We start from the raw sequence: 21,867 nt of genomic DNA on the forward strand, positions 1-21,867 counted from the left end.
GCCGACTAGCACGTCAGCGGCGGTACCGGTGCGAGCGCCGGCGCAACGGCTGACATGGCCGGCGCCTCGGGCTGCGCCGGCACAGTGCTCAGCACCATCGTGCTGGGCTTGGCGATGGCGATGTGCGCCTCGTCCAGGCGCTTGAGCAATTCGAACAGCAGCGCGCTGCGGATGCCCGACGTCAGGCGTGGCGACGAGGCAAAGCCGGTGGCGTTGAACAACAACAGGCCATTGTCGATGCCGTCGAGCTGCACGCTGGGCGCCGGCGTGTCGAGCACGTCGGGATTGTCGACAAAGACGGACAGGATCAGCGCGCGCGCCGCCTGCGCATCCGTGCCCAGCGGCAGCGGCAGCTTGACCTGCACCAGGCCCAGCGGATTGGCCAGGGTCACGTTGCGCACCGTCTTGGTGATGAATTCCGAGTTCGGCACGATCACCGTGGAACGGTCGCCCAGCTGAATTTCCGTGGCGCGCACGTTGATGCGGCGAATATCGCCTTCCACGCCACCGAGCGACACCCAGTCGCCCACTTTGACGGGACGCTCGGCCAGCAGGATCAGGCCGGAAACGAAATTCTGCACCACGGCCTGCAAGCCAAAACCGATACCCACCGACAAGGCCGACGCCACCCATGCGATGCGCTCGAGGCCGATGCCGGCCGCCGACAGGGCCAGCGCCACGGCCAGCACGCCGCCAATGTAGCCGAACAGGGTGATGAACGACACTTGCATGCCCGTATCGAGATTGGTGGTCGGCAAATAACTGTTTTGCAGCCAGCGCTTGAACAGGCCCAGCGCGATAAAGCCGACGACCAGCACCAGCAGCGCCTGGATCATGGCGGCCGGGCGGATCGCCACTTCGCCGATGGCCAGGCCATCCTGCAGCTTGCCGACGCGCTGGAACAGCTCGCCCGGACCTTCGCCAAATGGCGCCAAGAGCAGCATCAGGGCCAGCAGCACGACGATGGCGCGGCCGATGCCCGACAGCAGCACGGCCGCCTGGTCGCGCGCCTTGGGCGTGGCCAGCACGGGGTGCGCGGCGTCCGGCGGCGGCGGGGTTGAGGCCAGCAGCATGCAGATATCATCGACCAGCACCGTCAGCAAATACGTGCTGCACACCACCACGATGACCCAGGCGATTTGCTTGGCAATAAAACTGCCGAATGCCACATAGCCGATCAGCAAGCTGATGACGCTCGACGCCAGCGCCAGCCACAGCAGCACCGTGACGCAGCGCAGCCACAGGGGCGTGACCAGGGTGGCAGGATCTGCCTCGCGCAACTGGCGCCAGCAGCGCTCGGCGCGCATCAGGCCGTAGGCGATGGTCGTGCTCATCACGAGGGCGACGATGCAGTTGACGGCCACGGCCGTCGACAGGCCCGCATTGATGACGATGGTGACCCGTTCCGTCGCCCACACGAGCACGACGATGAAGGAAAACATCGATGGAAAATTGCGCATGCGGTGCGCCAGCGCATCGGGCAGGGGCAGCAGACGCCACGAGACGCGACGCGGCGACAGCAGCGCGTGGCCCAGTCCTGCCGTAAAACCGGCAAAACAGATGATGCCGATCAAGCTGCTGAGGAAAGTCGACGTCTTTTCGGACAGGCCGCCTTCCCAGCGCAAGCCCATGGCCAGCAATTCCGCCACCAGGCCCGGCGTGGCCAGCGCCAGCACCAGCACGGCCAGCGCATGCAAGGAGCGGCGCAAGCGGCCGTGCGGCACGCGCGTGGACGTGACCACCAGCAAATAGCGCGAAATCCAGACGCTGGCGCCGATCACGGCCACGATGGCGGCCAGCAAGCCGCCCCAGGCCGACCACGGCGTGGCGCTTGCCGCGTTCGCCAATTCCAGCTCCAGCGCCCGCAAGCGCTGCAGATTCTGCGGCAATTCCGCATGCAGCTGCTTCCAGAACGAGCCGGCGAGTATCGACGCCGTGCGCTCGCCCAGGCGCGCCTGCAACTGCGCGCGGCGCACCGTCGACACCTGCTCCGACGCCTGCGTCGCTTCCACGGCCAGCAAGCGCGCCAGTTTTACTTGCGCATCGAGCGCGCTGCTGGTGCGGTCCAGCTGGCTGCGCTGCGCCGCCACGTCGGGGGCGTCTTTGATCCCCGCCGCCGGCTTGCCCAGCTCGGCCAGCCGCGCCTGCACGCTGGTGAGCGTAGGCGCGAGCGCGTCGGCCACCTTGTCCGCCTCGGCGCTGGCCGCCAAGGCATCGGCACGCATTTGCGACAAGGTCGCGTCATCGAGCTCCGCCTCGCCATCGAGCGCCTTCTGGATACCGGTGATCTGCTTGCGCAAGCCATCGAGACGCTGGTCGGCCGTGGCGGCATCGTCGACGGGCTGCGACCAGGCGGGCGGCGGGGCCAGCGAGCAGGCCAGCAACAACGCCAGCAGGAAGGGGAAGAAACGGAGACGGAAAGAAGTCATGCGGACCTAAGGCTGAAAATGGGAAAAATTGCCGAATCGGCGGCGAAGCCGGTCATGGCCTGCCGCCAGGCGGGTGCCTGCCAATATAGCTGAAAACACGCGCAAGCCGCAGAACAGGCGGAACCGGCGTGCATCCAAGGGGGCGACTAGGCATATTGCCCTATGGAAATATCACATAAAAAGGTCTAGGATCGTCCTCCGCTTGGCGGCGCGGCCCCCAATCCGCAGCCGCCGACCTTTTGACCATTCCCTCCGTATTGAGACTGCCATGAAGTTTTTATCCAACCTGACCATCGGCACCCGCCTCGCCGTGGGCTTTGGCGCCATCGGCGCCATGCTGATCATCATCTCCTGCCTGGGCATTGCCATGCTGGGCAAGATCAACCAGGGCACCGGCCATATCGTGCATGACAGCATGCCGAAGATCGAGCTCGCCAACAGCGTATCGGCCAACATCAACGACATCGCCATTGCCTTGCGCAACATGATGCTCAGCGCCGATCCGGCCGACCAGCGCAAGCAAACGGACGCCATCCTGGCCGCGCGCCAGGCGGCGGCCGGCAATCTCGGCAAGCTCGCGAACATGCTCGATTCGGACCGTGAACGCGCGCTGATGGCCAAGATGAACGACGCCAACACGCGCTACGCGCAAGGGCAGGAAACCTTGCTGGAACTGATCAGGAGCGGCACGCCGGACGACAGCAGCGCCTACCTGTACGGCCAGCTGCGCCCCGTCTTGCTGGTCTACAAGCAATTGATTGCTGAACAGATCAGCTTGCAAAACACTCTGGCCAACACGGCGGGCGACAATGCCAATGCCACGTATGCCAACACGCGCACCTTGCTGATCGGCATGTCGCTGGCGGCCTTGGCCATCGCAGCGGCCTTGGCGTATGGCATCACGCGCTCGATCACCGGCCCCATCACCACGGCGCTGCAGGTAGCCAACACGGTGGCCGCAGGTGATTTGCGCAGCCAGATCACGGTGCAGTCGCGCGATGAAATGGGACAACTGTTGCAGGCGCTCAAGCGCATGAACGACAACCTGGCGCAAACGGTGGGCACGGTGCGTGCCGGCACGGAAACGATCGCCTCGGCCTCGTCCGAAGTGGCGGCGGGCAGCCTGGACCTGTCTGCGCGCACGGAGCAACAAGCCAGCTCGCTGGAAGAGACGGCGTCATCCATGGAAGAGCTGACCTCGACCGTCAAGCAGAATGCCGACAATGCGCGTCAGGCGCATGTGCTGGCCGACACGGCCTCCGGCGTGGCGCAGCGCGGCGGCGCCGTCATCGCGCAAGTGGTGGCGACCATGCGGCAAATCGACGCCTCGTCGAACAAGATCGCCGACATCATCGGCGTCATCGACGGCATCGCCTTCCAGACCAACATTCTGGCCTTGAACGCGGCCGTGGAAGCGGCACGCGCGGGCGAGCAGGGCCGTGGCTTTGCCGTCGTGGCCACGGAAGTGCGCAGCCTGGCGCACCGCTCGGCTGCCGCAGCCAAGGAAATCAAGACCCTGATCGACGACTCGACCCAAAGCGTGGCGGCCGGTAGCGAGCTCGTGCATCAAGCCGGCAACACCATGACCGACATGGTCGACAGCGTGCGCCGCGTTACCGACATCATGGAAGAAATCACGTCCGCCAGCGCGGAACAGACGGCCGGCATCGAGCAAATCAACCAGGCCATCAGCGAGATGGACAACGTCACCCAGCAAAATGCGGCCCTGGTGGAAGAATCGGCGGCAGCAGCGGCGGCCATGCAGGAGCAGGCGACGACCCTGGCGCAGGTGGTGAGCGCATTTAAACTGGGCGGCGTGCCGGCGGCAACCTTGCCAACACCTGCCGCGCGGCCAGCGGCCGGCACGGCAATGCGTATGGCCGTGCCAGCGGCGCCGCAACGCGCCTGCGCGCCGGCCCAGTGGGAGGAATTCTAGAATAGCGCGACGACGGGTCACATGAACATAAGATTGAATTTAATCGTATTAAATTCAGTTTTATGTTCACTTTAAAAATCAACTGCGGCGTTCATATTCTTCCAATTAAAGACCACAATCCGCCGGCCGCCGCGACATCACGCGCGACGCCATGCTGCTTGATGTGACCCGTTTCGGCTTCGCCACGCGCCAACAGGCGGAAGATGATGTCGATGCCCTGCTGGTACGCATCGAGAAAGCTTTTGCGCAGGTGGCGCCGCTGCTGAACGCAGCCTTGCGGGCACGGATGGGGGTGCGCTTGCGCCCGGCTTAGGCGCGGGCGTAACTTCACCAGGCGGCTAGGAAAGCTCTCCCCGGATGATTGCCACGCCTGCGCTGAGTGCATTCAGTTTGCCTCTTGCCACTTGGCGAGCCAGGGGCGCCATGCCGCAGTTGGTCGAAGGATAGAGTTTGTCGGCATCGACAAAGCGCAGCGCTTTGCGCAGGGTGTTGGCCACTTCCTCCGGCGTTTCAATGGTATTGCTGGCCACGTCGATGGCGCCGACCATCACTTTTTTGCCGCGAATGAGTTCAATCAGGTCGATGGGCACGCGCGAGTTGTGGCATTCGAGCGAGATGATATCGATATTCGATTGCTGCAGCTTCGGGAAAGACTCTTCATATTGGCGCCATTCGGAGCCCAGCGTATTTTTCCAGTCCGTATTGGCCTTGATGCCGTAGCCGTAGCAAATATGGACGGCCGTTTCGCACTTGAGTCCTTCAATCGCCCTTTCCAGGGTGGCAATCCCCCAGTCATTGACCTCATCAAAGAAGACATTGAATGCGGGTTCGTCAAACTGGATGATGTCGACGCCGGCCGCCTCCAGTTCCCTCGCTTCCTGATTGAGGATCTTGGCAAATTCCCAGGCCAGTTTTTCACGGCTCTTGTAGTGGCTGTCATACAGCGTATCGATCATCGTCATCGGACCTGGCAGCGCCCATTTGATCGGCTGCTTGGTTTGCTGGCGTAAAAACTTGGCGTCTTCCACGAAAACCGGCTTCGGGCGGCTCACGGCGCCCACGACGGTCGGCACGCTCGCATCGTAGCGGTCACGAATCCTGACGGTCTCGCGTTTGTCAAAATCCACGCCGCTCAGATGCTCGATAAACGTGGTGACGAAATGCTGGCGGGTTTGCTCGCCGTCACTGACGATATCGATACCTGCCAGCTGCTGTTCTTGCAGTGACAAAAGTAAGGCATCCTGTTTGCCCTCGATCAATTCCTCGTCCTGTAATTTCCACGGCGACCACAGTTTTTCAGGCTGTGCCAGCCAGGAAGGTTTGGGCAAGCTGCCGGCAGTAGAAGTAGGCAATAATTTTTTCATGTTGAATGCTTTCGTTTATTTTTTTAATCAGAGCGCGTAGTTCGCAGACCATTGTTCAAGAATATTCTTGTATGGCTTGATGAAGTGCTCTTCCGTATATTTGCCTTGCTTGACCGCCAGCTGGCTGCGCTCTTCCCGGTCATAGACAATTTGCGTCAATGAGTAATCCTGGTTCTTCAGGCTGGGCTGATACAACTTCCCCGCCGCGGAATTGGCATTGTAAATTTCGGGCCGATAGATCTTTTGGAACGTTTCCATCGTGCTGATGGTGCCGATCAGTTCAAGATTGCTGTAGTCGGCCAGCAGGTCGCCGATAAAGTAAAAAGCCAGCGGCGCGGAGCTGTTCGGCGGCATGAAGTAGCGCACCTGCATCCCCATCTTTTCGAAATATTCATCGGTCGAAGAGAACTCATTTTGTTGGTACTCGACGCCCAGGATGGGGTGCTGGTTTTCAGTGCGCTGATAGGTCTTGCTGCTCGAGGCGCTGATGCAGATCACCGGCGGCTTGCTGAAGTGCGCTTTATAGGTGTCTGACCTGACAAAGTGCTTGAACAACTTGCCATGGAAATCGCCGAAATTGTCCGGCGTGCCAAACGTGGATTTATTATTGTTGTGCTCTGGCAGCAGCACGCTGAAGTCGTAATCGCGCACGTAGGAGGAGAAGTTATTCCCGGCGATGCCATCGATGCGCTCATTGGTTTTTTTATCGATGATGTTCGGCTTCAATATCTCGATCAGTGGAATATTGTCGCCTTCGGCATCGATATTCAACGCGACGGAAATGATTTCAAGCTCTACCGAATAGCGGTCTGCGGTCGGGTTGTCCCAGTGCGCCAGGCTGTTGAAGCGGCTGTCGATCATTTTCAAGGTGTTGCGCAAGTTCTCCTGGCGACGCTCTCCTCTGGCCAGATTGGCAAAGTTGGTCGTCAGGCGCGTGCTGTCCGATGGGTGATAGTTTTCATCGAAAACAATGCTCTTGATGCTGAATACAAAATCTTTGCTCATGGTGATCTGTCCTGATGTCTGCGAAAAGGTGAATATGTTGATTGACCGTGGTGATGCGTATCAGGCCGCGACCAGTTCTTCAGCGGTGGCGGATCTCGCATGGCGCGTCAAGCCGATCAAGGGCAATGCCCGTTGCACCGCCAAGGTGGCGCGCTGGATCAGGGCCTCGTCCTGCAGGCGGTAGTCGGTAAAGTCCTTGTCGGTCGCGTAGACGCCCAGCGGCAATGTGCGTGCCTGGAAAAAGCTGAACAGCGGCCGCAACTGGTGGTCGATCATCAGGGCATGGCGCTCGCTGCCGCCGGTAGCCGCCAGCAAGACGGGCTTGTCGATCAAGGCGTCCTGGTCAATGAAGTCGAAGAAGTGCTTGAACAGGCCCGTGTACGAGCCGCGGAAGACCGGGGTTGCCACCACCAGGATGTCCGCTTGCTCGACCGCCGCCAATTCCCGCTCCACCATCTCGGGCAGATGGGAGCGCCAGGTCGCGCCGGCCAGCTGCGGCGCCAGCTGCCCCAGTTCGACCAGGCGTTGTTCGCACAGCACTTCCTCGGCGATCAGGTCCATCAGGTGCTCGGCCAGGGCTGCTGCCTTGGAAGGGCGTTGCAGCCCGCCGGAAACGGCGACTAAGCGAAGTGGACGTGTCATGTTTGCTTTCATAGGGAGTGATGCGCGAAGGCGAAGAATGCCAACAGCAAGAGGATGGATGATAACGGGGGGAATCGATGAAGTATAATGGTCTTATTTCATACATCCATGAATATTACTCATTCCAATGCTTGAACGCATCCACCTCAGCATCGTCCAGCAAGTCGAGAAACAAGGGTCCTTGACGGCCGCCGCAGGCGTGCTGAACCTGACCCAGTCGGCTCTGAGCCACAGCATGAAGAAGCTGGAGCAGCAACTGGGCACCGACGTCTGGCTGCGCGAAGGGCGCAACCTGCGCCTGACACAGGCCGGCCAGTATCTGCTGGCGGTGGCGAACCGGGTGCTGCCGCAACTGGACCTGGCCGAAGAGCGCCTGGGCCAGTTCGCGCAGGGCGAGCGCGGCGCGTTGCGCATCGGCATGGAATGCCATCCTTGCTACCAGTGGCTGCTCAAGGTAGTGTCGCCCTATCTGGCCGCATGGCCCGACGTGGATGTGGACGTCAAGCAGAAGTTCCAGTTCGGCGGGATCGGCGCGCTCTTCGGCTACGAGATCGACTTGCTGGTCACGCCCGACCCGCTGTACAAGCCGGGGCTGACATTCGAACCCGTGTTCGACTACGAGCAGGTGCTCGTCGTGGCCAAGAGCCATGCCCTGGCGTCGGCAGCCTATGTGAAGCCCCAGCAGCTGACGCAGGAAGTGCTGATCAGTTACCCCGTGGACATCGAGCGCCTGGACATCTACAACCAGTTCCTGCTGCCGGCCGGTGTCACGCCCAAGCGCCACAAAGCCATCGAAACCACGGACATCATGCTGCAGATGGTCGCCAGCGGCCGCGGCGTAGCCGCCCTGCCGCGCTGGCTGGTCGAGGAATACGCTGCCAAGATGGACGTGGTGCCTGTGCGGCTGGGCCAGCGCGGCATCGCCAAGCAGATCTTCCTAGGGGCACGCGAGACGGACACCGCCATCGACTACGTCAAGGCCTTCATCGCCATGGCGCAAGGAAGCTAAGGTAAAACCATTGATGCATCACGATAAGCCCTGGCCCGCCGGCAACATCACGCACGCCTATTCGCTGGAAGCCAGTACGAAAGACATTGCTGCGCTGAGCGCGGCGGCGCCCCGGATATTGCCCGGGTCCACCATTTCCATTCCCTACCTGGCACGCGAGGACGACGACGCGCGGCTTGCCGCGGCGCGGGCCGTGCGCAGCCTCGGCTTTGAGCCCATGCCGCACTTGTCCGCGCGCCGTATCGCCTCGCTCGCCGGATTCGAGTCCTTCGTCCAGCGCGCGGCCGCTGAAGCCGGCGTCGAGCGCTGCTTCGTCATCGCTGGCGATCCATCCACCCCGATGGGGCCGTTTGCCGACAGTGCCGCGCTGATCGACACAGGTATTTTCGAGCACACGGGCATGAAAGTGATCGGCGTGGGTGGCCACCCGGAAGGCCATCCAGTGATGAGCAAGGCCGAACAGTGGGAGGTGCTTGAACGCAAGTGCCACAGCATCGAGAAGCGCGGCATGGCGCCCTTGATCGTGACGCAATTTGCCTTTGATGCCGACATCGTGTTGACGTGGTTGCAAGCCCTGCGCGAGCGTGGCATCAACCATCCCGTGCGCGTGGGCGTGCCGGGTCCCGCGAGCATCGCGGTGCTAGCGCGCTATGCCGCAGTGTGCGGCGTGGGCGCCTGCGCATCGATGTGGTCCAAGTACGGCGTCTCGATCGGCAAGCTGTTCGGCACCGCGGGGCCAGATCTGTTTGTAGATCGCCTGGCCGCCGGGCTAACAGAAGCACATGGCAAGGTCTGCCTGCATTTCTTTCCCTTTGGCGGCATCGCGCAGTCGGTGAAGTGGATAGAGCAGTACCGTTCTCGTACCGACCCAGGCCCTTGAGCATCACATCTTAAATACCAAGCTAGGGGTCGATGCCATTCGACGCCCGTGATGGCATCAAAGCTGCAGGCCGACGATACGCCCATCCCGATACTAGCGCCCGGAAACGGAAAAATCTGGGAAGCGCGCTAGTGGGCCGACATATGCGACGACTACCTCTCCGACAGCACCGCGCCACCGGCGTGATCGTACAAAGAAGGTCTGTATAACTGAGGCCCGTTGATGTAGCATAAAAAATAAACGCAAATATCCCTATCGCAGCGGCTCCCCAATTCGCTTCGGAGTATTGAAAAATATAGTCTGTATCTATGCCCAATACAACTGAATATTCTTATCAAAACAGACTAGTCAGCAATTCGGCGCAAGGCTAACGACAAAAAAAGTAGGATATTCTTTAAAGCCGATAAACAGTACATTCAGTCAATAGTAGAATGAGATTCTGAACAATGCACTCACTGAATCACCACTAAAATAGACCGAATTTCGTCAAAAAATCCGTACTCAGACAATACTTCAATGCTCTGTATCAAATTTACTTTGCCCAGTCGATACGAACAAAGAATATAGTCCCAACTTGATATCCGATATGTTTGTCATGTTGAAGACGGCCAACAACAATACCCGGAGCAATGTTTAAAGACTTTGCAAAGTTTGAAATAGTAGAAAGGCTGAAATCTCGTTGAGCAAGGAACTTATGATATTGCTCTGGAGGTATCAAAAAGTCACTAGAAAAATTGTTCGCCTCTATTTCTTGCAAATTCTCAGATGCTTTTTTTTGTTCAATAAAAATATCTCTCTTCCCATGTAAAAGAATGTGTCCAGCCTCATGGAAAAAAGAAAACCACAACTGATCAGCCCTCTTGTAGTGAAGGCTCAATTGGATAAGCGCTTTGTCAGAGGAAAGCCAACGAGTTGCTCCGCATATTCCTAATTTAGGGAATTCTGGAACAAGAACGACGGCAACACCGGCCGCTGCGCAAGCCGCAGTCATCGTTTTGAGGGACGAATTAATATCGTCATGACTTGTGAGGTCACGAACTTTAATTAGCGCTGCTTTAAAACGAGTTGCGTCGAATGGCTCGCATTTCACTTCCCGTCCGTTGAGCTCACCTTTTCTCAACCAAGTTGCCGTTAGACTCAATTCCGTCGAATCATGAGTAGAAGATTTGCGGAATGCAGTCGCCTCCTTCCCCCTCATCCATACTTCGTTCCAAGCTTCTGGCGATGCCACTCCGAAAAACTTTAGCAGCTCTTCAACAAGCTCAACTTTATCGGTTCGAGCGTTAATCCAGCTTCGCTTAACCATTTCCGTAATCGGAAAATTGGATAACCAACCTATATGTTGGCTTAACCGCTGTCTTTCCTCTATTCGAGCCAATGCAGCTCGGTAATTCTGCTCCAAAGTGTTCCAATAGGATGAAGGGAAGCCAAGAACTCGTTCTAGTTGAAGCGCGGTCTCAGGAGTAATTGCAGCCTTTCCTTTAGCGATTTCGTTAATTGTCTTTTTGGGGCGTCCCGTTCTTTCAGCAAGATCTGCCTGTGAAAGACCGACTGCGTCAAGCAACTCCACCAAGCTATCTCCTGGAGGAACTGCATAATTCGGCGTGAACGGACGATGCGCGAGTTTAGTAGTCATAGTTTGCCCAGGGAGAGGATGCGGATTGCAGTTACAGAGCTCAAATTGAGCCCTTGGGTAGAGGTTGCAGTACCCGAATTCAGGATAGCTTCAAAATGAATTTTGTGTGTAGGAGAGACGCTAACGGTATAGCGGGACTTTTCCGCTTGTGGAGTTAGCTCATGCATGGGCAGAGATGCGGCAACGGCAAGGGTCTCCATCGCTGCAAGTTCGCATAAACGTCGGCACGCTACACGAACACTTGCTCCAAAAATCTTAGCGAGAGCGCTCTCAGACATTACAACAGCTTCCATGTCGGAAGTTGTAAAAAGGATTTCCATAGTCGCGCGACAATACAGCGTTTTGAGAGAAAAAACAAGGTATCAACGACGCGAAGGGTTAATATTTTACCGCACACCCAAAGGGTTAATAATTTCTTGACATTAACCCCTTAGGTTACTAATATCTATCAATCTCTTCTGTGCAGCCAAGACAGTAGGGCCAGAAAATTTGCATGCCTCCCACAGCTAACCTGAAAGGTTTCATCATGCCTCACCCCAAAGAGTATGAAATTATTGTCAACACCGTTCACCACAAGGTGCCTGGCCCCACGGTCACTTTCGAGCAAATCCTGCAGCTCGATGGCGTCGATACCGCATCGGTCGATTTAAAGTTGTATGACGTGGATTGGACCCACGGTCATGAAAAGGGCTCGCTGAATCCTGGCGGTTTTGTTCAACTTGAAAACGGGATGCGCTTCGATGCTGGCAAATCTAACCGCTCCTAACGCCGACGTACAGGCACTGATCGACGACGGGTATTCGGTTGTCATTGTCGATGACCGATATCTCATAGTTGAGAATGTTCCATACTGTCCTGCTGCAGGAAAGATCGCATACGGCGACATCATTTCGCCGTATTCGGTGGTCAATGGCGTCAGCCAGCTGAATGGTGATCACACCGTGTGGTTTACGGGGTCAATCCCACATACGGCACAAGGCGCATCATTACAAGACGCCCTTGTAGCCGATACTATCGAAACATCGGCTGCTGATCGGAAAGCGCTCTGCAGACTCTCAAACAAGCCTGCTAAGGCGGAAGATCTCGCTCGCTTGCTCCAGAGCTTTCACGTCAAGATGCTTCATTACGTGAACAAGCTGTCTCGTCATGCCCGCGACGTCGACCCATCGGTCCGTGCCGATTTTCGAGGACGCTTGCAGGTAAATGCTCGCCCCTCTGTGTTCTACTATCCGAACACGGCAATTGCCCGTTCCGGCCTGGATGCTTACGAGGATAAATTACGGCAGCGGAAAGTCGCAATCATCGGCATGGGGGGCACGGGAAGTTACATCCTGGATGCACTGGCAAAAACGCCAATTGAAGAGATCTACATCTATGATGGCGACGCGGTCGAAGCACATAACTGCTACCGGATGCCGGGCGCCTTGAAACCTAGTGAAGCATTTAGTGGCATTACGAAAGCCGAACACTTTGCCAAGCACTATGGTCAGATGCGGAAGGGTATAGTCGGTCGCGCCGTACGAGTTGATGAGCAAAACATCACGGAACTCGGTGACTGCAGTTTCGTCTTTATCGCTGTTGATCATGGGCCATCAAGAGAGCTGATCGCGAGTTACTTAGTAGAGCGTGGTATTCCGTTTATCGATGTCGGGATCGGAGTCGATAAAGTCCCCGCGAAGGTTCAACTGCACGCCCGTGCACGCGTAACGCTGGTGACGCCGCAAACTGCTGACTTAGTATCGGCGCTGCCTACCGCCGACGACACAGAAAAAGCGGAATACGGTAACATCCAGCTGGTTGAATTGAATGCGGTGAATGCCATGCTGGCGATCGTTCGCTACAAGCAATTTCTCGGCTTTTATACTGACGAAGCTGAGGCAGAAACGATCAAGTACAAGGTCTCATGGTGTGAGTTATTGGTGAACAAGCGGAAACCAGAGTGAAAACACAGTCTATACGCCCTAAATTCGTGGTCAGCTTCCCATCAGTAATGGAGGATGGTTTGCTGTACATCAGCGAGGAATATGAGACTGCGGGCCACAAATGCTGTTGTGGGTGCGGGGAGAAGGTGATGACGCCGTTGAACCCAGCGAAGTGGCAGTTGAGCAAGTCGCCCAACGGCGCCGTGTCGCTTTATCCTTCGATCGGCAACTGGAAGTTCGTCTGCCAGTCGCATTATTGGATCCGGGAGAATCGCGTCATCACCGCCGGCATGATGTCGAAGCAGAAGATTGAAGCTGTGAAGGCAAGAGACAAGCGTGACAGCCAACGGTACATCGACCGGACGAACCAGACCATGAGAAATCAATCCGAGGGCACCAAACCGTCCACGCGGAGTCAAGGTAAGTCTGGCCTCATGAGCATAATCGCGAACACGCTACGCGGTTGGTGGAAGGGGTCGTAATCAACGCTCGCTGCTATCATTAAAAAGGTTGCCGTAAAACATCTAAATTGAACAGCTGAAAGTGGGATACTGTGGACTTTGAACGGATGTCTAGTGTCGGCAAAAACTGGACATCCGGGACAACTTCACGATTACTTTGCGGCTAGCCGATTTCGTCAATGTATATAGCCGATATGAGCTGATCGTCCTGTACATTCTCCCTTCAAATGTTCTGTGCGTGGTTTAAAGAACACCAATACAGAGTTTATTCAAACTATACGGACATTATTTATACGATCACCGGAGCCGCACCCGCCCTGCTTACTCCACCGTCACCGACTTGGCCAGATTGCGTGGCTTGTCCACATCCGTGCCGCGTGCCAGTGCCGTGTGGTACGCCAGCAATTGCAGTGCGACCACGTGCAGGATCGGCGACAGATCGCCGTAGTGCTCAGGCAGGCGGATGACGTGCAGGCCTTCGCCGGAGCTGATGCGGGAATCCACATCGGCGAAGACGTACAGTTGGCCGCCGCGGGCGCGCACTTCCTGCATGTTCGATTTCAGCTTTTCGATCAGGGCGTCGTTTGGCGCGATGGTGACGACCGGCATTTCATTTGTCACCAGGGCCAGCGGGCCGTGCTTCAGTTCGCCGGCCGGATACGCTTCGGCGTGGATGTACGAAATTTCCTTCAGCTTTAATGCGCCTTCCAGGGCGATCGGATAGTGCATGCCGCGACCGAGGAAGAGGGCGTTTTCCTTGCGCGCGAATTCTTCGGACCAGGCGATGATTTGCGGTTCCAGCGCCAGCACGGACGCGATGGCGACAGGCAAGTGGCGCATGGCTTTCAGGTGCGCCGCTTCCTGCTCTTCGGACAGGTGGCCATTGACTTGCGCCAGGCACAGGGTCAGCAGGAACAGGCCGGCCAGCTGTGTCGTGAACGCTTTGGTGGATGCCACGCCCACTTCCACGCCGGCGCGCGTGATGTAGGCCAAGGCGCATTCGCGCACCATGGCGCTGGTGGCCACGTTGCAGATGGTCAAGGTGTGCTGCATGCCCAGGCTGCGCGCGTGTTTCAGGGCGGCCAGGGTATCGGCCGTTTCGCCGCTTTGCGAAATGGTCACCACCAGCGTGTTCGGGTGCGGCACGCTGTCGCGGTAGCGGTATTCGCTGGCCACTTCCACGCTGACGGGCACCTTGGCGATCGACTCGATCCAGTATTTCGCCGTCATGCCGGCGTACGAGCTGGTGCCGCAGGCCAGGATCAGCACGCGATCGATCTGCTTGAAGATTTTATAGGCGTCGTCGCCGAACAGTTCCGGCATGATGCCCGTCACACCTTCCAAGGTGTCGCCGATGGCGCGCGGCTGCTCGAAGATTTCCTTCTGCATGTAGTGGCGGTAAGGACCCAGCTCGGCCGCGCCCGTGTGCGCATGCACGGTTTTCACTTCGCGCTCGACGGGCTTGCCATCGACGTCGACGATCCAGCAGCGCGACAGTTGCAGGTCGACCACGTCGCCTTCTTCCAGATAGATGATCTGGTCCGTCGTGCCGGCCAGCGCCATGGCGTCGGACGCGACAAAGTTTTCACCATTGCCCAGGCCGACGATCAGGGGCGAACCCTGGCGCGCGGCGACCACGCGGTGCGGTTCGTCGCGGCAGAACACGGCGATCGCATACGCGCCATCGAGGCGTTTCACGGCTTGCTGTACGGTCTCGAACAGGTCGCCGTTGTACATGTGCTCGACCAGGTGGGCGATCACTTCCGTGTCCGTCTGGCTCTGGAAGACGTAACCGAGGGCTGTCAGTTCGGCACGCAGTTCGTCGTGGTTTTCGATGATGCCGTTATGCACCAGCGCCACGCGGGCGTTCTCTTCCGTTGGGGAAAAGTGCGGGTGGGCATTGAAGGAGACAGGGGCGCCATGCGTGGCCCAGCGCGTGTGGGCGATGCCTGTGAAACCGCTCAAGCCTTCTTCGCCGATCTGCTTTTCCAGCTCGGCCACGCGCGAGGTGGAGCGCGAACGCTGCAAGCGGCCATCCGCATGCAGGGCGATGCCGCAGGAATCGTAGCCGCGGTATTCCAGGCGCTTCAAGCCTTCGACCAGGATGGGAGTGATATTACGTTGCGCTACTGCGCCGACGATGCCGCACATGGAAACCTCTGTCTAAAATTTAATCAATGCACGCATGCTAATGCAGAGTGCATGAAATATGCTTTCTAAATATGCGTATATTTGACCGAATATTTCACCTCTATTTTGCGGTGAAATATTATTTCATTTAAACTCAATATATTTTCCAATTCTTCAATACCATGAGCGAAGACAACATTACCCTCGACGAAATCGATCGTCGCATCCTGAACGCCTTGCAAATTGATGCATCGCAAACCAACAGTGAACTGGCGCGCTCGGTGCACGTCTCGGCGCCCACCTGTTTGCGGCGGGTCAAGCATTTAAGGGAAAGCGGCGTCATCGAGCGGCAAGTGGCCATCGTCGCGCCGCAGTTGGTGGGCGCGCGCTTGACTGCCATCGTGGAAATCACGCTCGACGTACAGGCGGCGGAGCGCATGGCGGAATTCGAGCAGCTGGTGGCGCAGGAAGCTGCTGTGCTGCAATGCTACCGCGTCTCGCCCGGGCCCGACTTCGTGCTGATGGTGCAGGTGGCCGACATGCCCGCCTACCACGCGCTGGCGCACCGCCTGTTTGCCGCGCACGCGAATGTGCGCAACGTGAAAAGCTATTTTTCCACGTTCCGCAGCAAATTCGAGACGCGCATCGCGGTGTGAAGCAAGCGGACAGAACAGTTATCCCTGCTTATCCTCACTTTTCTGCATGCTTATACACAAGTTTATCCACAGTATAAAAATCACGGATTTTCACGGCTGCCACATCTGGCCTCGGAGGAGGCCCCTCAATAAATGTGTAGCTACTGCCGGGCAAAAACTTATCCCGGCTTATCCATCGCTTGCCCACGCTTTAATCACAGGCTTTTGCACAGCTTTACCCACAGCCAGTATTGATGAATAACTCTTGAATATCCTTACAATACAATGACTTATAAGTTATTCATCACTTATCCGTAGATTGCACACAAGTTTATCCACAGTCCAGGCAAGCAAAAAGCCAGCGATGCTTTTTCAGCCTGCCCAGACTGGCTTGTACGCTGGAGCGGCAAGCTGGACCAGAAAACTTATCCCGTCTTTTCCACAGGTTTTTTACCGTTTATACGCAGCTTATACCGGGCTTATCCATCACTTGTCCGCATGCTTGTTCACATGTTTATCCACACACAACAATACGGAGAAAATACGGGATGAGGAAAGTGATAGGACTTATCCCGGGTTGTCAGCCAACTCTCCACAGGATTATCCACAGGCGTAAAAAAACGCCGCCAGCCCGGACAGGCTGACGGCGTCATGCGTACCGAGGGCGGTGCGCTTACTTCTTGATTTTCACGGGGCGCGTCCAGCCGTCGATGGTCACCTGGCGCGCGCGCGAAACGGTCAGCTTGCCCGCTGGCGCATCTTTCGACAAGGTCGTGCCGGCGCCCAGGGTGGCGCCCTTGCCGACGGTGACGGGCGCGATCAACTGGCTGTCGCTACCAATGAAGGCGTCGTCTTCAATCACCGTGCGGAACTTGTTCACGCCGTCATAGTTGCAGGTAATCGTGCCGGCGCCAATGTTGACCTTCGAGCCGATGGTGGCGTCGCCGATGTAGGCCAGGTGATTCGCCTTGCTGTGCGCGGCGATCTGGCTGTTTTTCACTTCAACGAAGTTACCGATGTGCACATCTTCCGCCAGGACCGTGCCAGGACGCAGGCGCGCGTACGGGCCGATGATGGAGGCGGCGCCGACGATGGCGTCCTCGATATGGCAGAAGGGCTTGATGTGCGCGCCAGCCGCCACCGTGGCGTTGATGAAGACGTTGTTGGCGCCCACGCGCACGCCATCGCCCAGTTCGACTCTGCCTTCGAACACGCAGCCGACGTCGATGGTGACATCGCGGCCGCAAATGAGTTCGCCGCGCACGTCGATGCGGGCCGGGTCAAACAGGGTCACGCCACGCTCGAGCAGCGCTTGCGCGATATTGTTCTGGTGGATGCGTTCCAGCTGGGCCAGCTGCACCTTGCTGTTGACGCCCGCCACTTCCCACATGGCAGCAGGCTGGGCCGAGGTGACGGCAACGCCATCGGCGACGGCCTGGGCAACGATATCGGTCAGATAGTATTCCCCTTGCGCATTGTCATTCGACAAGGCGGACAGCCATTGCTTCAGGGCCACGGTGGGCGCGACCATGATGCCGCTGTTGATTTCCTGGATGGCGCGCTCTGCTGGCGTGGCATCTTTTTCCTCGACGATGCGCACGATGGCGCCGTTCTCGCGCACGATGCGGCCCAGGCCGAAGGGATCGTCCTGTTCCACGGTCAAGATGGCCAGCTTATCGTTGCCAGCCGCATCCACCAGTTTTTGCAGGGAAACAGCGCTGGTCAGCGGCACGTCGCCGTACAGGATCAGGGTCGGCACGCTGTCGTCCAGCAAAGGCAGCGCTTGCTGCACGGCATGTCCGGTGCCCAGCTGCTGCGCCTGCTGAGCGGCGTCGATCTGCACGGCATGGTTCACCTTGTAGCCGTCGAGCAACTTCAGCACCGCTGCGCCCCCATGCCCGTAAATCACGCATAATCGGGACGGCGCCAGGCCGCGCGCCGTGTCGATGACGTGCGACAACAATGGCTTGCCCGCCAACGGGTGCAATACCTTGGGCAGTGCCGACTGCATGCGTTTGCCCATACCGGCAGCGAGAATGACAACGTTCATAGACCGTCTTTTATAAGTTAAGAATATGAAAAAGTTTAACACGCAGGCCCCATTCTCCAGTCGCTTTCGTTACGCCGTGCTGGCCATGCTTTTCATTATCGTCGCAGGCTGCAGCGGCTTGCGCCTGGCCTACAACAATGGCGATACCGTGCTGTACTGGTGGCTGAACGCGTATGTCGACCTCGACCGCGACCAGAAGGGCTGGGTGCGCGAGGATATCGACAAGCTGTTCGACTGGCACCGCAAGACGCAATTGAAGGATTACGTGGAAATCCTGCGCACGGGCCAGAAGCAGCTGCAAGGCAATATCACGCAGGCGGACCTGATGGCCGATTACAGCGAGATCAAGCAGCGCACCCAGGCGCTGCTGCTGAAAGCGGCGCCCGAACTGGCCGACCTGGCGCGCTCGCTCAAGCCCGAGCAGATCGCGCAGATGGAAAAGAAATTCAAGTCGAACAATGATGATTACCGCAAGAAATATCTGAGCGGCGACCAGGAGAAGCGCCAGCAACTGCGCTACAAGAAAGCCATGGAGCAATTCGAACTGTGGTTCGGCAGCTTCAGCAGCGAGCAGGAAGCCATCATCCGCAAGGCGTCCGACGCGCGTCCGCTGAACAATGAGATCTGGCTCGACGAACGCATGCGGCGCCAGCAGAATGTGTTGAACCTGGTCAAGAAGGTTCACCAGGAAAAACTCGGCAAGGACGCCACCGTGGGCTTGATCACGACCCTGATCAAGGACAGTTTCGAGCGCCTCGAACATTCGGAGCGCAAGGCCTTCTTCGATGCCTACGAAAGCAGCACGGCGCAGATGGTCTTGACGGTGATCAAGATCGCCACGCCGGCGCAAAAGGCCCACGCCGTCAAGCGCATGCAGGGCTGGATCGACGATTTCAATTCCCTGGCCACACAACCCAAATAGCGGGGCAGCGCCAGCAGGGGGGAGGGGGCCATATGCTATAGTGGCCGCCATCGAATTGAAGAAATCCCCATGCAAAAGAAGATTAAAAAACCCGCCAAAGTCCCCGTCCACCACGCGCCGCCACCGAACCAGGTGCGCATCATCGGCGGCCAGTGGAAACGCTCCGTGCTGCCTGTTTTGCAGGCACTCGGTTTGCGTCCGACACCGGACCGCGTGCGCGAAACCGTATTTAACTGGGTCAATCACTTGCGCGACGGCGACTGGGCCAACGCCCAGGTGCTGGACCTGTTCGCCGGCAGCGGCGCGCTCGGTTTTGAAGCGGCCAGCCGCGGCGCCGCGTCCGTCACCATGGTCGACACGCACACGCCCGTGATTCGCCAGCTGGAAGAAAACAAGACGAAATTGCGCGCTGATAATGTCCAACTGCTGCGCGGCGACGCCCTGCTGACGGCGCAAGGCCTGGCAGCGCGCGGCCAGCGCTTCGATCTGATCTTCCTTGACCCGCCTTACCAGCAGGATTTCCTCGCGAAAGTACTGCCGCTGTGCGCCAATCTGCTCAAGGAAGGCGGCATCGTCTACGCGGAATCGGGCTTGCCGCTGGTCTTCGATGAAAACAGCGCGCTGGAAAAACCGGAATGGATGGCGCCGTGGGAAGTCATCCGCGCCGACAAGGCGGGCACTGTTTATTATCATTTGCTAACTTACAACAAAGTGCCGGCAACTGCCTGAATCTGCCTATAAATGAGGCAAAAAGACTCCCTGGCCCGAGGCGCAGCACCAATTTCAGGCATAATGCGCGTCTATATTGGTGCATCGTCAGGGAGCCGCAATGGTTGTAGCCGTTTATCCAGGAACATTCGATCCGCTCACGCGTGGTCATGAAGATTTGGTGCGCCGCGCATCGGGTCTGTTTGACAAGCTGATCGTCGGTGTGGCCGACAGCAAGAACAAGCAACCGTTTTTCTCGCTCGACGAACGCCTGGAAATCGCCAACGAAGTGCTTGGCCACTATCCGAATGTACAAGTGGAAAGCTTTTCCGGCTTGCTCAAGGATTTCGTGCGCAAGCATGAAGCGCGTGTCATCGTGCGCGGCTTGCGCGCCGTTTCCGACTTCGAATACGAATTCCAGATGGCGGGCATGAACCGCTACCTGCTGCCCGATGTCGAAACCATGTTCCTGACGCCGTCCGACCAGTACCAGTTCATTTCGGGCACCATCGTGCGCGAAATCGCGGCGCTGGGCGGCGACGTCTCCAAGTTTGTCTTCCCCTCGGTGAACCGCTGGCTGCAGAACAAGATTGCCGCCAACGCTGCCTCATCGCAATAAGTAAGAGTGAAATCATGGCATTACTGATCACCGACGAATGCATCAATTGCGACATTTGCGAGCCCGAGTGCCCGAATGACGCGATCTACATGGGCGCGGAAATCTACGAAATCGATCCCAACAAGTGCACCGAATGCGTGGGCCACTTTGACGAGCCGCAATGCCAGCAAGTGTGCCCCGTCAGCTGCATCCCCTTCAATCCCGCCTGGCGCGAAAGCCCGGAACAATTGATGGCCAAGTACGAACGCCTGCAGGCGGAACTGCCTGCCAAAACCTAAGCTTTTCTCCCGCGCCACTTCTGGACCACTTCTGCGTGGCGCCAGCTTCTGCCAACTGTTCTACACTGTGTGCTGACTTATCCACAGCCCATGGTTTCCACGGAGGTAGAAGATGCAAATAAGCACATCCCGTTTCGGCCGTTCCCTCGCTGCCGCCTGCCTGTACGCCTGCCTGGCACAAGCGGCGCTGGCCGTCGAGGTGGGCGGCGTCAAGCTGGACGACACGGTACAACTGGCCAGCCGCGAGTTGAAACTCAACGGCGCCGGCGTGCGCTACAAGGTCATCTTCAAGGTCTACACGATCGCGCTGTACCTGCCGGAAAAGAAAACCCAGCTGGCCGACATCCTGGCGTTGCCCGGACCGCGCCGTCTGGAAATCGTCATGCTGCGCGACATCACGTCCGACGAACTGGGGCAAGCCTTCATGCAAGGCTTGAAGCGCAGTTCCGACCAGGCCGACCGCACGCGCCTGCTGAGCCAGACGATGCAGTTCGGCGCCATGTTCGAAATGGTGCCCGGCCTGAAAAAGGGCGACATTCTGACCGTGGACTGGCTGCCGGAAGAGGGAACGTTGTGCAAACTGAACGGCAAGCAGGTGGGCGACATGGTGCCGGACCTGGCCTTTTACAATGCGCTGCTGAAAATCTGGATCGGCGCCCATCCTGCCGACACTTTGCTGCGCGCGCATTTGCTGGGCGATATGGCTTAAAGCAAAACGCGGGCGTAAAAAAAGCCGGCTCGCGCCGGCTTGTCATCTGCAACAGCGAGCTTATGCGCGTGTCGACAGGGCGCGCAATTCGGCGGCGTTGCTTGGCGACACGCCATCCATCTTGCCCAGGGTGCGCTTCAAGGCTTGCGCTTCGCGCATCTGCTGGCGCGCCAGACGCTCTTCACGGCTCAGCTTGGGACGCACCACCAGCATCATGGCGCGGGCGATCCCCACCAGCAAAGGTTTGAACAGCAGGGCGAACGCGCCCACGGCAACGATCACCAGCACGAGTTGCAGGGTGTTCAGCAGGGAAATCTCCAGCACGGGTGCGGATACTGCGTACAGGGCGGAGGCGAAGGTAGACATAGTGTTCCAGTGCATTATAGAATTTGCCAGTACTATAGTGCAGTGCAACATATAAATCTAATTCCATTTCTTGATACCAATTATATGAATTGTGAATGGAAAACTGTAATATTTTTTAACGAGTGAAAATATTCGTGCCCGGCGCGGTTTACACTCCTAAGTAATC

Annotated in this window: 21 protein-coding genes; 13 read left to right on the top strand and 8 right to left on the bottom strand. The window is 57.9% G+C overall.

What is annotated here, in order from left to right; translation table 11 throughout:
* Nucleotides 1-5: 5 nt before the first annotated feature.
* Nucleotides 6-2,429, bottom strand: coding sequence for a DUF3772 domain-containing protein (locus AC4BCN_RS01450; RefSeq protein WP_490492413.1), 2,424 nt, complete (start codon nucleotides 2,427-2,429; stop codon nucleotides 6-8).
* Nucleotides 2,430-2,697: 268 nt separating this feature from the next.
* Here AC4BCN_RS01450 and AC4BCN_RS01455 point away from each other — a divergent pair, with 268 nt between their 5' ends.
* A complete protein-coding gene (locus AC4BCN_RS01455; RefSeq protein WP_490492414.1) occupies nucleotides 2,698-4,365 on the top strand; it encodes a methyl-accepting chemotaxis protein in 1,668 nt (555 codons plus the stop codon).
* 151 nt (nucleotides 4,366-4,516) lie between these two features.
* On the top strand, nucleotides 4,517-4,678 hold the full coding sequence (locus tag AC4BCN_RS01460; RefSeq protein WP_490492415.1) for a hypothetical protein: 162 nt from the start codon (nucleotides 4,517-4,519) through the stop codon (nucleotides 4,676-4,678).
* 25 nt (nucleotides 4,679-4,703) lie between these two features.
* Here AC4BCN_RS01460 and AC4BCN_RS01465 read toward each other — a convergent pair whose 3' ends face one another.
* The 3 genes from AC4BCN_RS01465 to msuE are packed head-to-tail and all read right to left on the bottom strand — an operon-like array spanning nucleotide 4,704 to nucleotide 7,376.
* Nucleotides 4,704-5,729: a methionine synthase gene (locus tag AC4BCN_RS01465; protein ID WP_490492416.1), complete on the bottom strand. Its 1,026-nt coding sequence runs from the start codon at nucleotides 5,727-5,729 to the stop codon at nucleotides 4,704-4,706.
* 27 nt (nucleotides 5,730-5,756) lie between these two features.
* The gene (locus AC4BCN_RS01470; RefSeq protein WP_490492417.1) at nucleotides 5,757-6,734 is read right to left on the bottom strand and encodes a DUF1852 domain-containing protein; all 978 of its coding nucleotides are present in this window, start codon (nucleotides 6,732-6,734) and stop codon (nucleotides 5,757-5,759) included.
* A gap of 60 nt (nucleotides 6,735-6,794) precedes the next feature.
* The gene (gene msuE, locus AC4BCN_RS01475) at nucleotides 6,795-7,376 is read right to left on the bottom strand and encodes an FMN reductase (RefSeq protein ID WP_490492418.1); all 582 of its coding nucleotides are present in this window, start codon (nucleotides 7,374-7,376) and stop codon (nucleotides 6,795-6,797) included.
* A gap of 127 nt (nucleotides 7,377-7,503) precedes the next feature.
* Between msuE and AC4BCN_RS01480 the strand changes: the two genes are divergently transcribed.
* The gene (locus AC4BCN_RS01480; RefSeq protein WP_490492419.1) at nucleotides 7,504-8,385 is read left to right on the top strand and encodes a LysR family transcriptional regulator; all 882 of its coding nucleotides are present in this window, start codon (nucleotides 7,504-7,506) and stop codon (nucleotides 8,383-8,385) included.
* Between the two features lie 13 nt (nucleotides 8,386-8,398).
* The gene (locus AC4BCN_RS01485; protein WP_490492420.1) at nucleotides 8,399-9,265 is read left to right on the top strand and encodes a methylenetetrahydrofolate reductase; all 867 of its coding nucleotides are present in this window, start codon (nucleotides 8,399-8,401) and stop codon (nucleotides 9,263-9,265) included.
* 532 nt (nucleotides 9,266-9,797) lie between these two features.
* Here AC4BCN_RS01485 and AC4BCN_RS01490 read toward each other — a convergent pair.
* Nucleotides 9,798-10,901 carry a helix-turn-helix domain-containing protein gene (locus tag AC4BCN_RS01490; protein ID WP_338680272.1) on the bottom strand — a complete coding sequence of 368 codons (1,104 nt, stop codon included), beginning with the start codon at nucleotides 10,899-10,901 and terminating at the stop codon, nucleotides 9,798-9,800.
* A gap of 493 nt (nucleotides 10,902-11,394) precedes the next feature.
* Here AC4BCN_RS01490 and AC4BCN_RS01495 point away from each other — a divergent pair, with 493 nt between their 5' ends.
* The 3 genes from AC4BCN_RS01495 to AC4BCN_RS01505 are packed head-to-tail and all read left to right on the top strand — an operon-like array spanning nucleotide 11,395 to nucleotide 13,305.
* Complete coding sequence (locus tag AC4BCN_RS01495; protein WP_338680274.1) at nucleotides 11,395-11,667, top strand: multiubiquitin domain-containing protein; 273 nt, start codon at nucleotides 11,395-11,397, stop codon at nucleotides 11,665-11,667.
* Complete coding sequence (locus AC4BCN_RS01500) at nucleotides 11,642-12,844, top strand: ThiF family adenylyltransferase (RefSeq protein WP_338680275.1); 1,203 nt, start codon at nucleotides 11,642-11,644, stop codon at nucleotides 12,842-12,844. The genes AC4BCN_RS01495 and AC4BCN_RS01500 overlap by 26 nt, the downstream gene beginning before the upstream one ends.
* Before the next feature lie 26 nt (nucleotides 12,845-12,870).
* Complete coding sequence (locus AC4BCN_RS01505) at nucleotides 12,871-13,305, top strand: ubiquitination-like system serine protease family protein (protein WP_490493567.1); 435 nt, start codon at nucleotides 12,871-12,873, stop codon at nucleotides 13,303-13,305.
* Between the two features lie 300 nt (nucleotides 13,306-13,605).
* On the opposite strand, the gene glmS is transcribed toward AC4BCN_RS01505, so the two are convergent.
* A complete protein-coding gene (gene glmS, locus AC4BCN_RS01510; RefSeq protein ID WP_128140719.1) occupies nucleotides 13,606-15,435 on the bottom strand; it encodes a glutamine--fructose-6-phosphate transaminase (isomerizing) in 1,830 nt (609 codons plus the stop codon).
* Nucleotides 15,436-15,596: 161 nt separating this feature from the next.
* Here glmS and AC4BCN_RS01515 point away from each other — a divergent pair, with 161 nt between their 5' ends.
* Nucleotides 15,597-16,070 (top strand): Lrp/AsnC family transcriptional regulator, encoded by a 474-nt coding sequence (locus tag AC4BCN_RS01515; RefSeq protein ID WP_338680277.1) that lies wholly within the window; start codon nucleotides 15,597-15,599, stop codon nucleotides 16,068-16,070.
* A 652-nt stretch (nucleotides 16,071-16,722) separates the two neighbouring features.
* Here the strand turns inward: AC4BCN_RS01515 and glmU are convergent.
* Nucleotides 16,723-18,099, bottom strand: coding sequence for a bifunctional UDP-N-acetylglucosamine diphosphorylase/glucosamine-1-phosphate N-acetyltransferase GlmU (gene glmU / locus AC4BCN_RS01520; RefSeq protein ID WP_490492421.1), 1,377 nt, complete (start codon nucleotides 18,097-18,099; stop codon nucleotides 16,723-16,725).
* 85 nt (nucleotides 18,100-18,184) lie between these two features.
* Here glmU and AC4BCN_RS01525 point away from each other — a divergent pair, with 85 nt between their 5' ends.
* From AC4BCN_RS01525 to AC4BCN_RS01545, 5 genes are all read left to right on the top strand, one after another.
* Entirely contained in the window at nucleotides 18,185-19,021 is an 837-nt protein-coding gene (locus tag AC4BCN_RS01525; protein WP_139143381.1) for a DUF6279 family lipoprotein, read from the top strand.
* A 69-nt stretch (nucleotides 19,022-19,090) separates the two neighbouring features.
* Nucleotides 19,091-19,750, top strand: a complete 660-nt coding sequence (gene rsmD, locus AC4BCN_RS01530; protein WP_490492422.1) for a 16S rRNA (guanine(966)-N(2))-methyltransferase RsmD — start codon at nucleotides 19,091-19,093, stop codon at nucleotides 19,748-19,750.
* 100 nt (nucleotides 19,751-19,850) lie between these two features.
* Nucleotides 19,851-20,348, top strand: coding sequence for a pantetheine-phosphate adenylyltransferase (coaD, locus tag AC4BCN_RS01535; protein ID WP_034752633.1), 498 nt, complete (start codon nucleotides 19,851-19,853; stop codon nucleotides 20,346-20,348).
* 14 nt (nucleotides 20,349-20,362) lie between these two features.
* Entirely contained in the window at nucleotides 20,363-20,626 is a 264-nt protein-coding gene (locus AC4BCN_RS01540; protein ID WP_035823425.1) for a YfhL family 4Fe-4S dicluster ferredoxin, read from the top strand.
* Nucleotides 20,627-20,738: 112 nt separating this feature from the next.
* Nucleotides 20,739-21,335 carry a chalcone isomerase family protein gene (locus tag AC4BCN_RS01545; protein WP_490492423.1) on the top strand — a complete coding sequence of 199 codons (597 nt, stop codon included), beginning with the start codon at nucleotides 20,739-20,741 and terminating at the stop codon, nucleotides 21,333-21,335.
* Between the two features lie 60 nt (nucleotides 21,336-21,395).
* Here AC4BCN_RS01545 and AC4BCN_RS01550 read toward each other — a convergent pair whose 3' ends face one another.
* Complete coding sequence (locus tag AC4BCN_RS01550) at nucleotides 21,396-21,701, bottom strand: hypothetical protein (RefSeq protein WP_490492424.1); 306 nt, start codon at nucleotides 21,699-21,701, stop codon at nucleotides 21,396-21,398.
* Nucleotides 21,702-21,867 lie beyond the last annotated feature (166 nt).

Source organism: Janthinobacterium sp. Bl 1 (assembly GCF_058215535.1).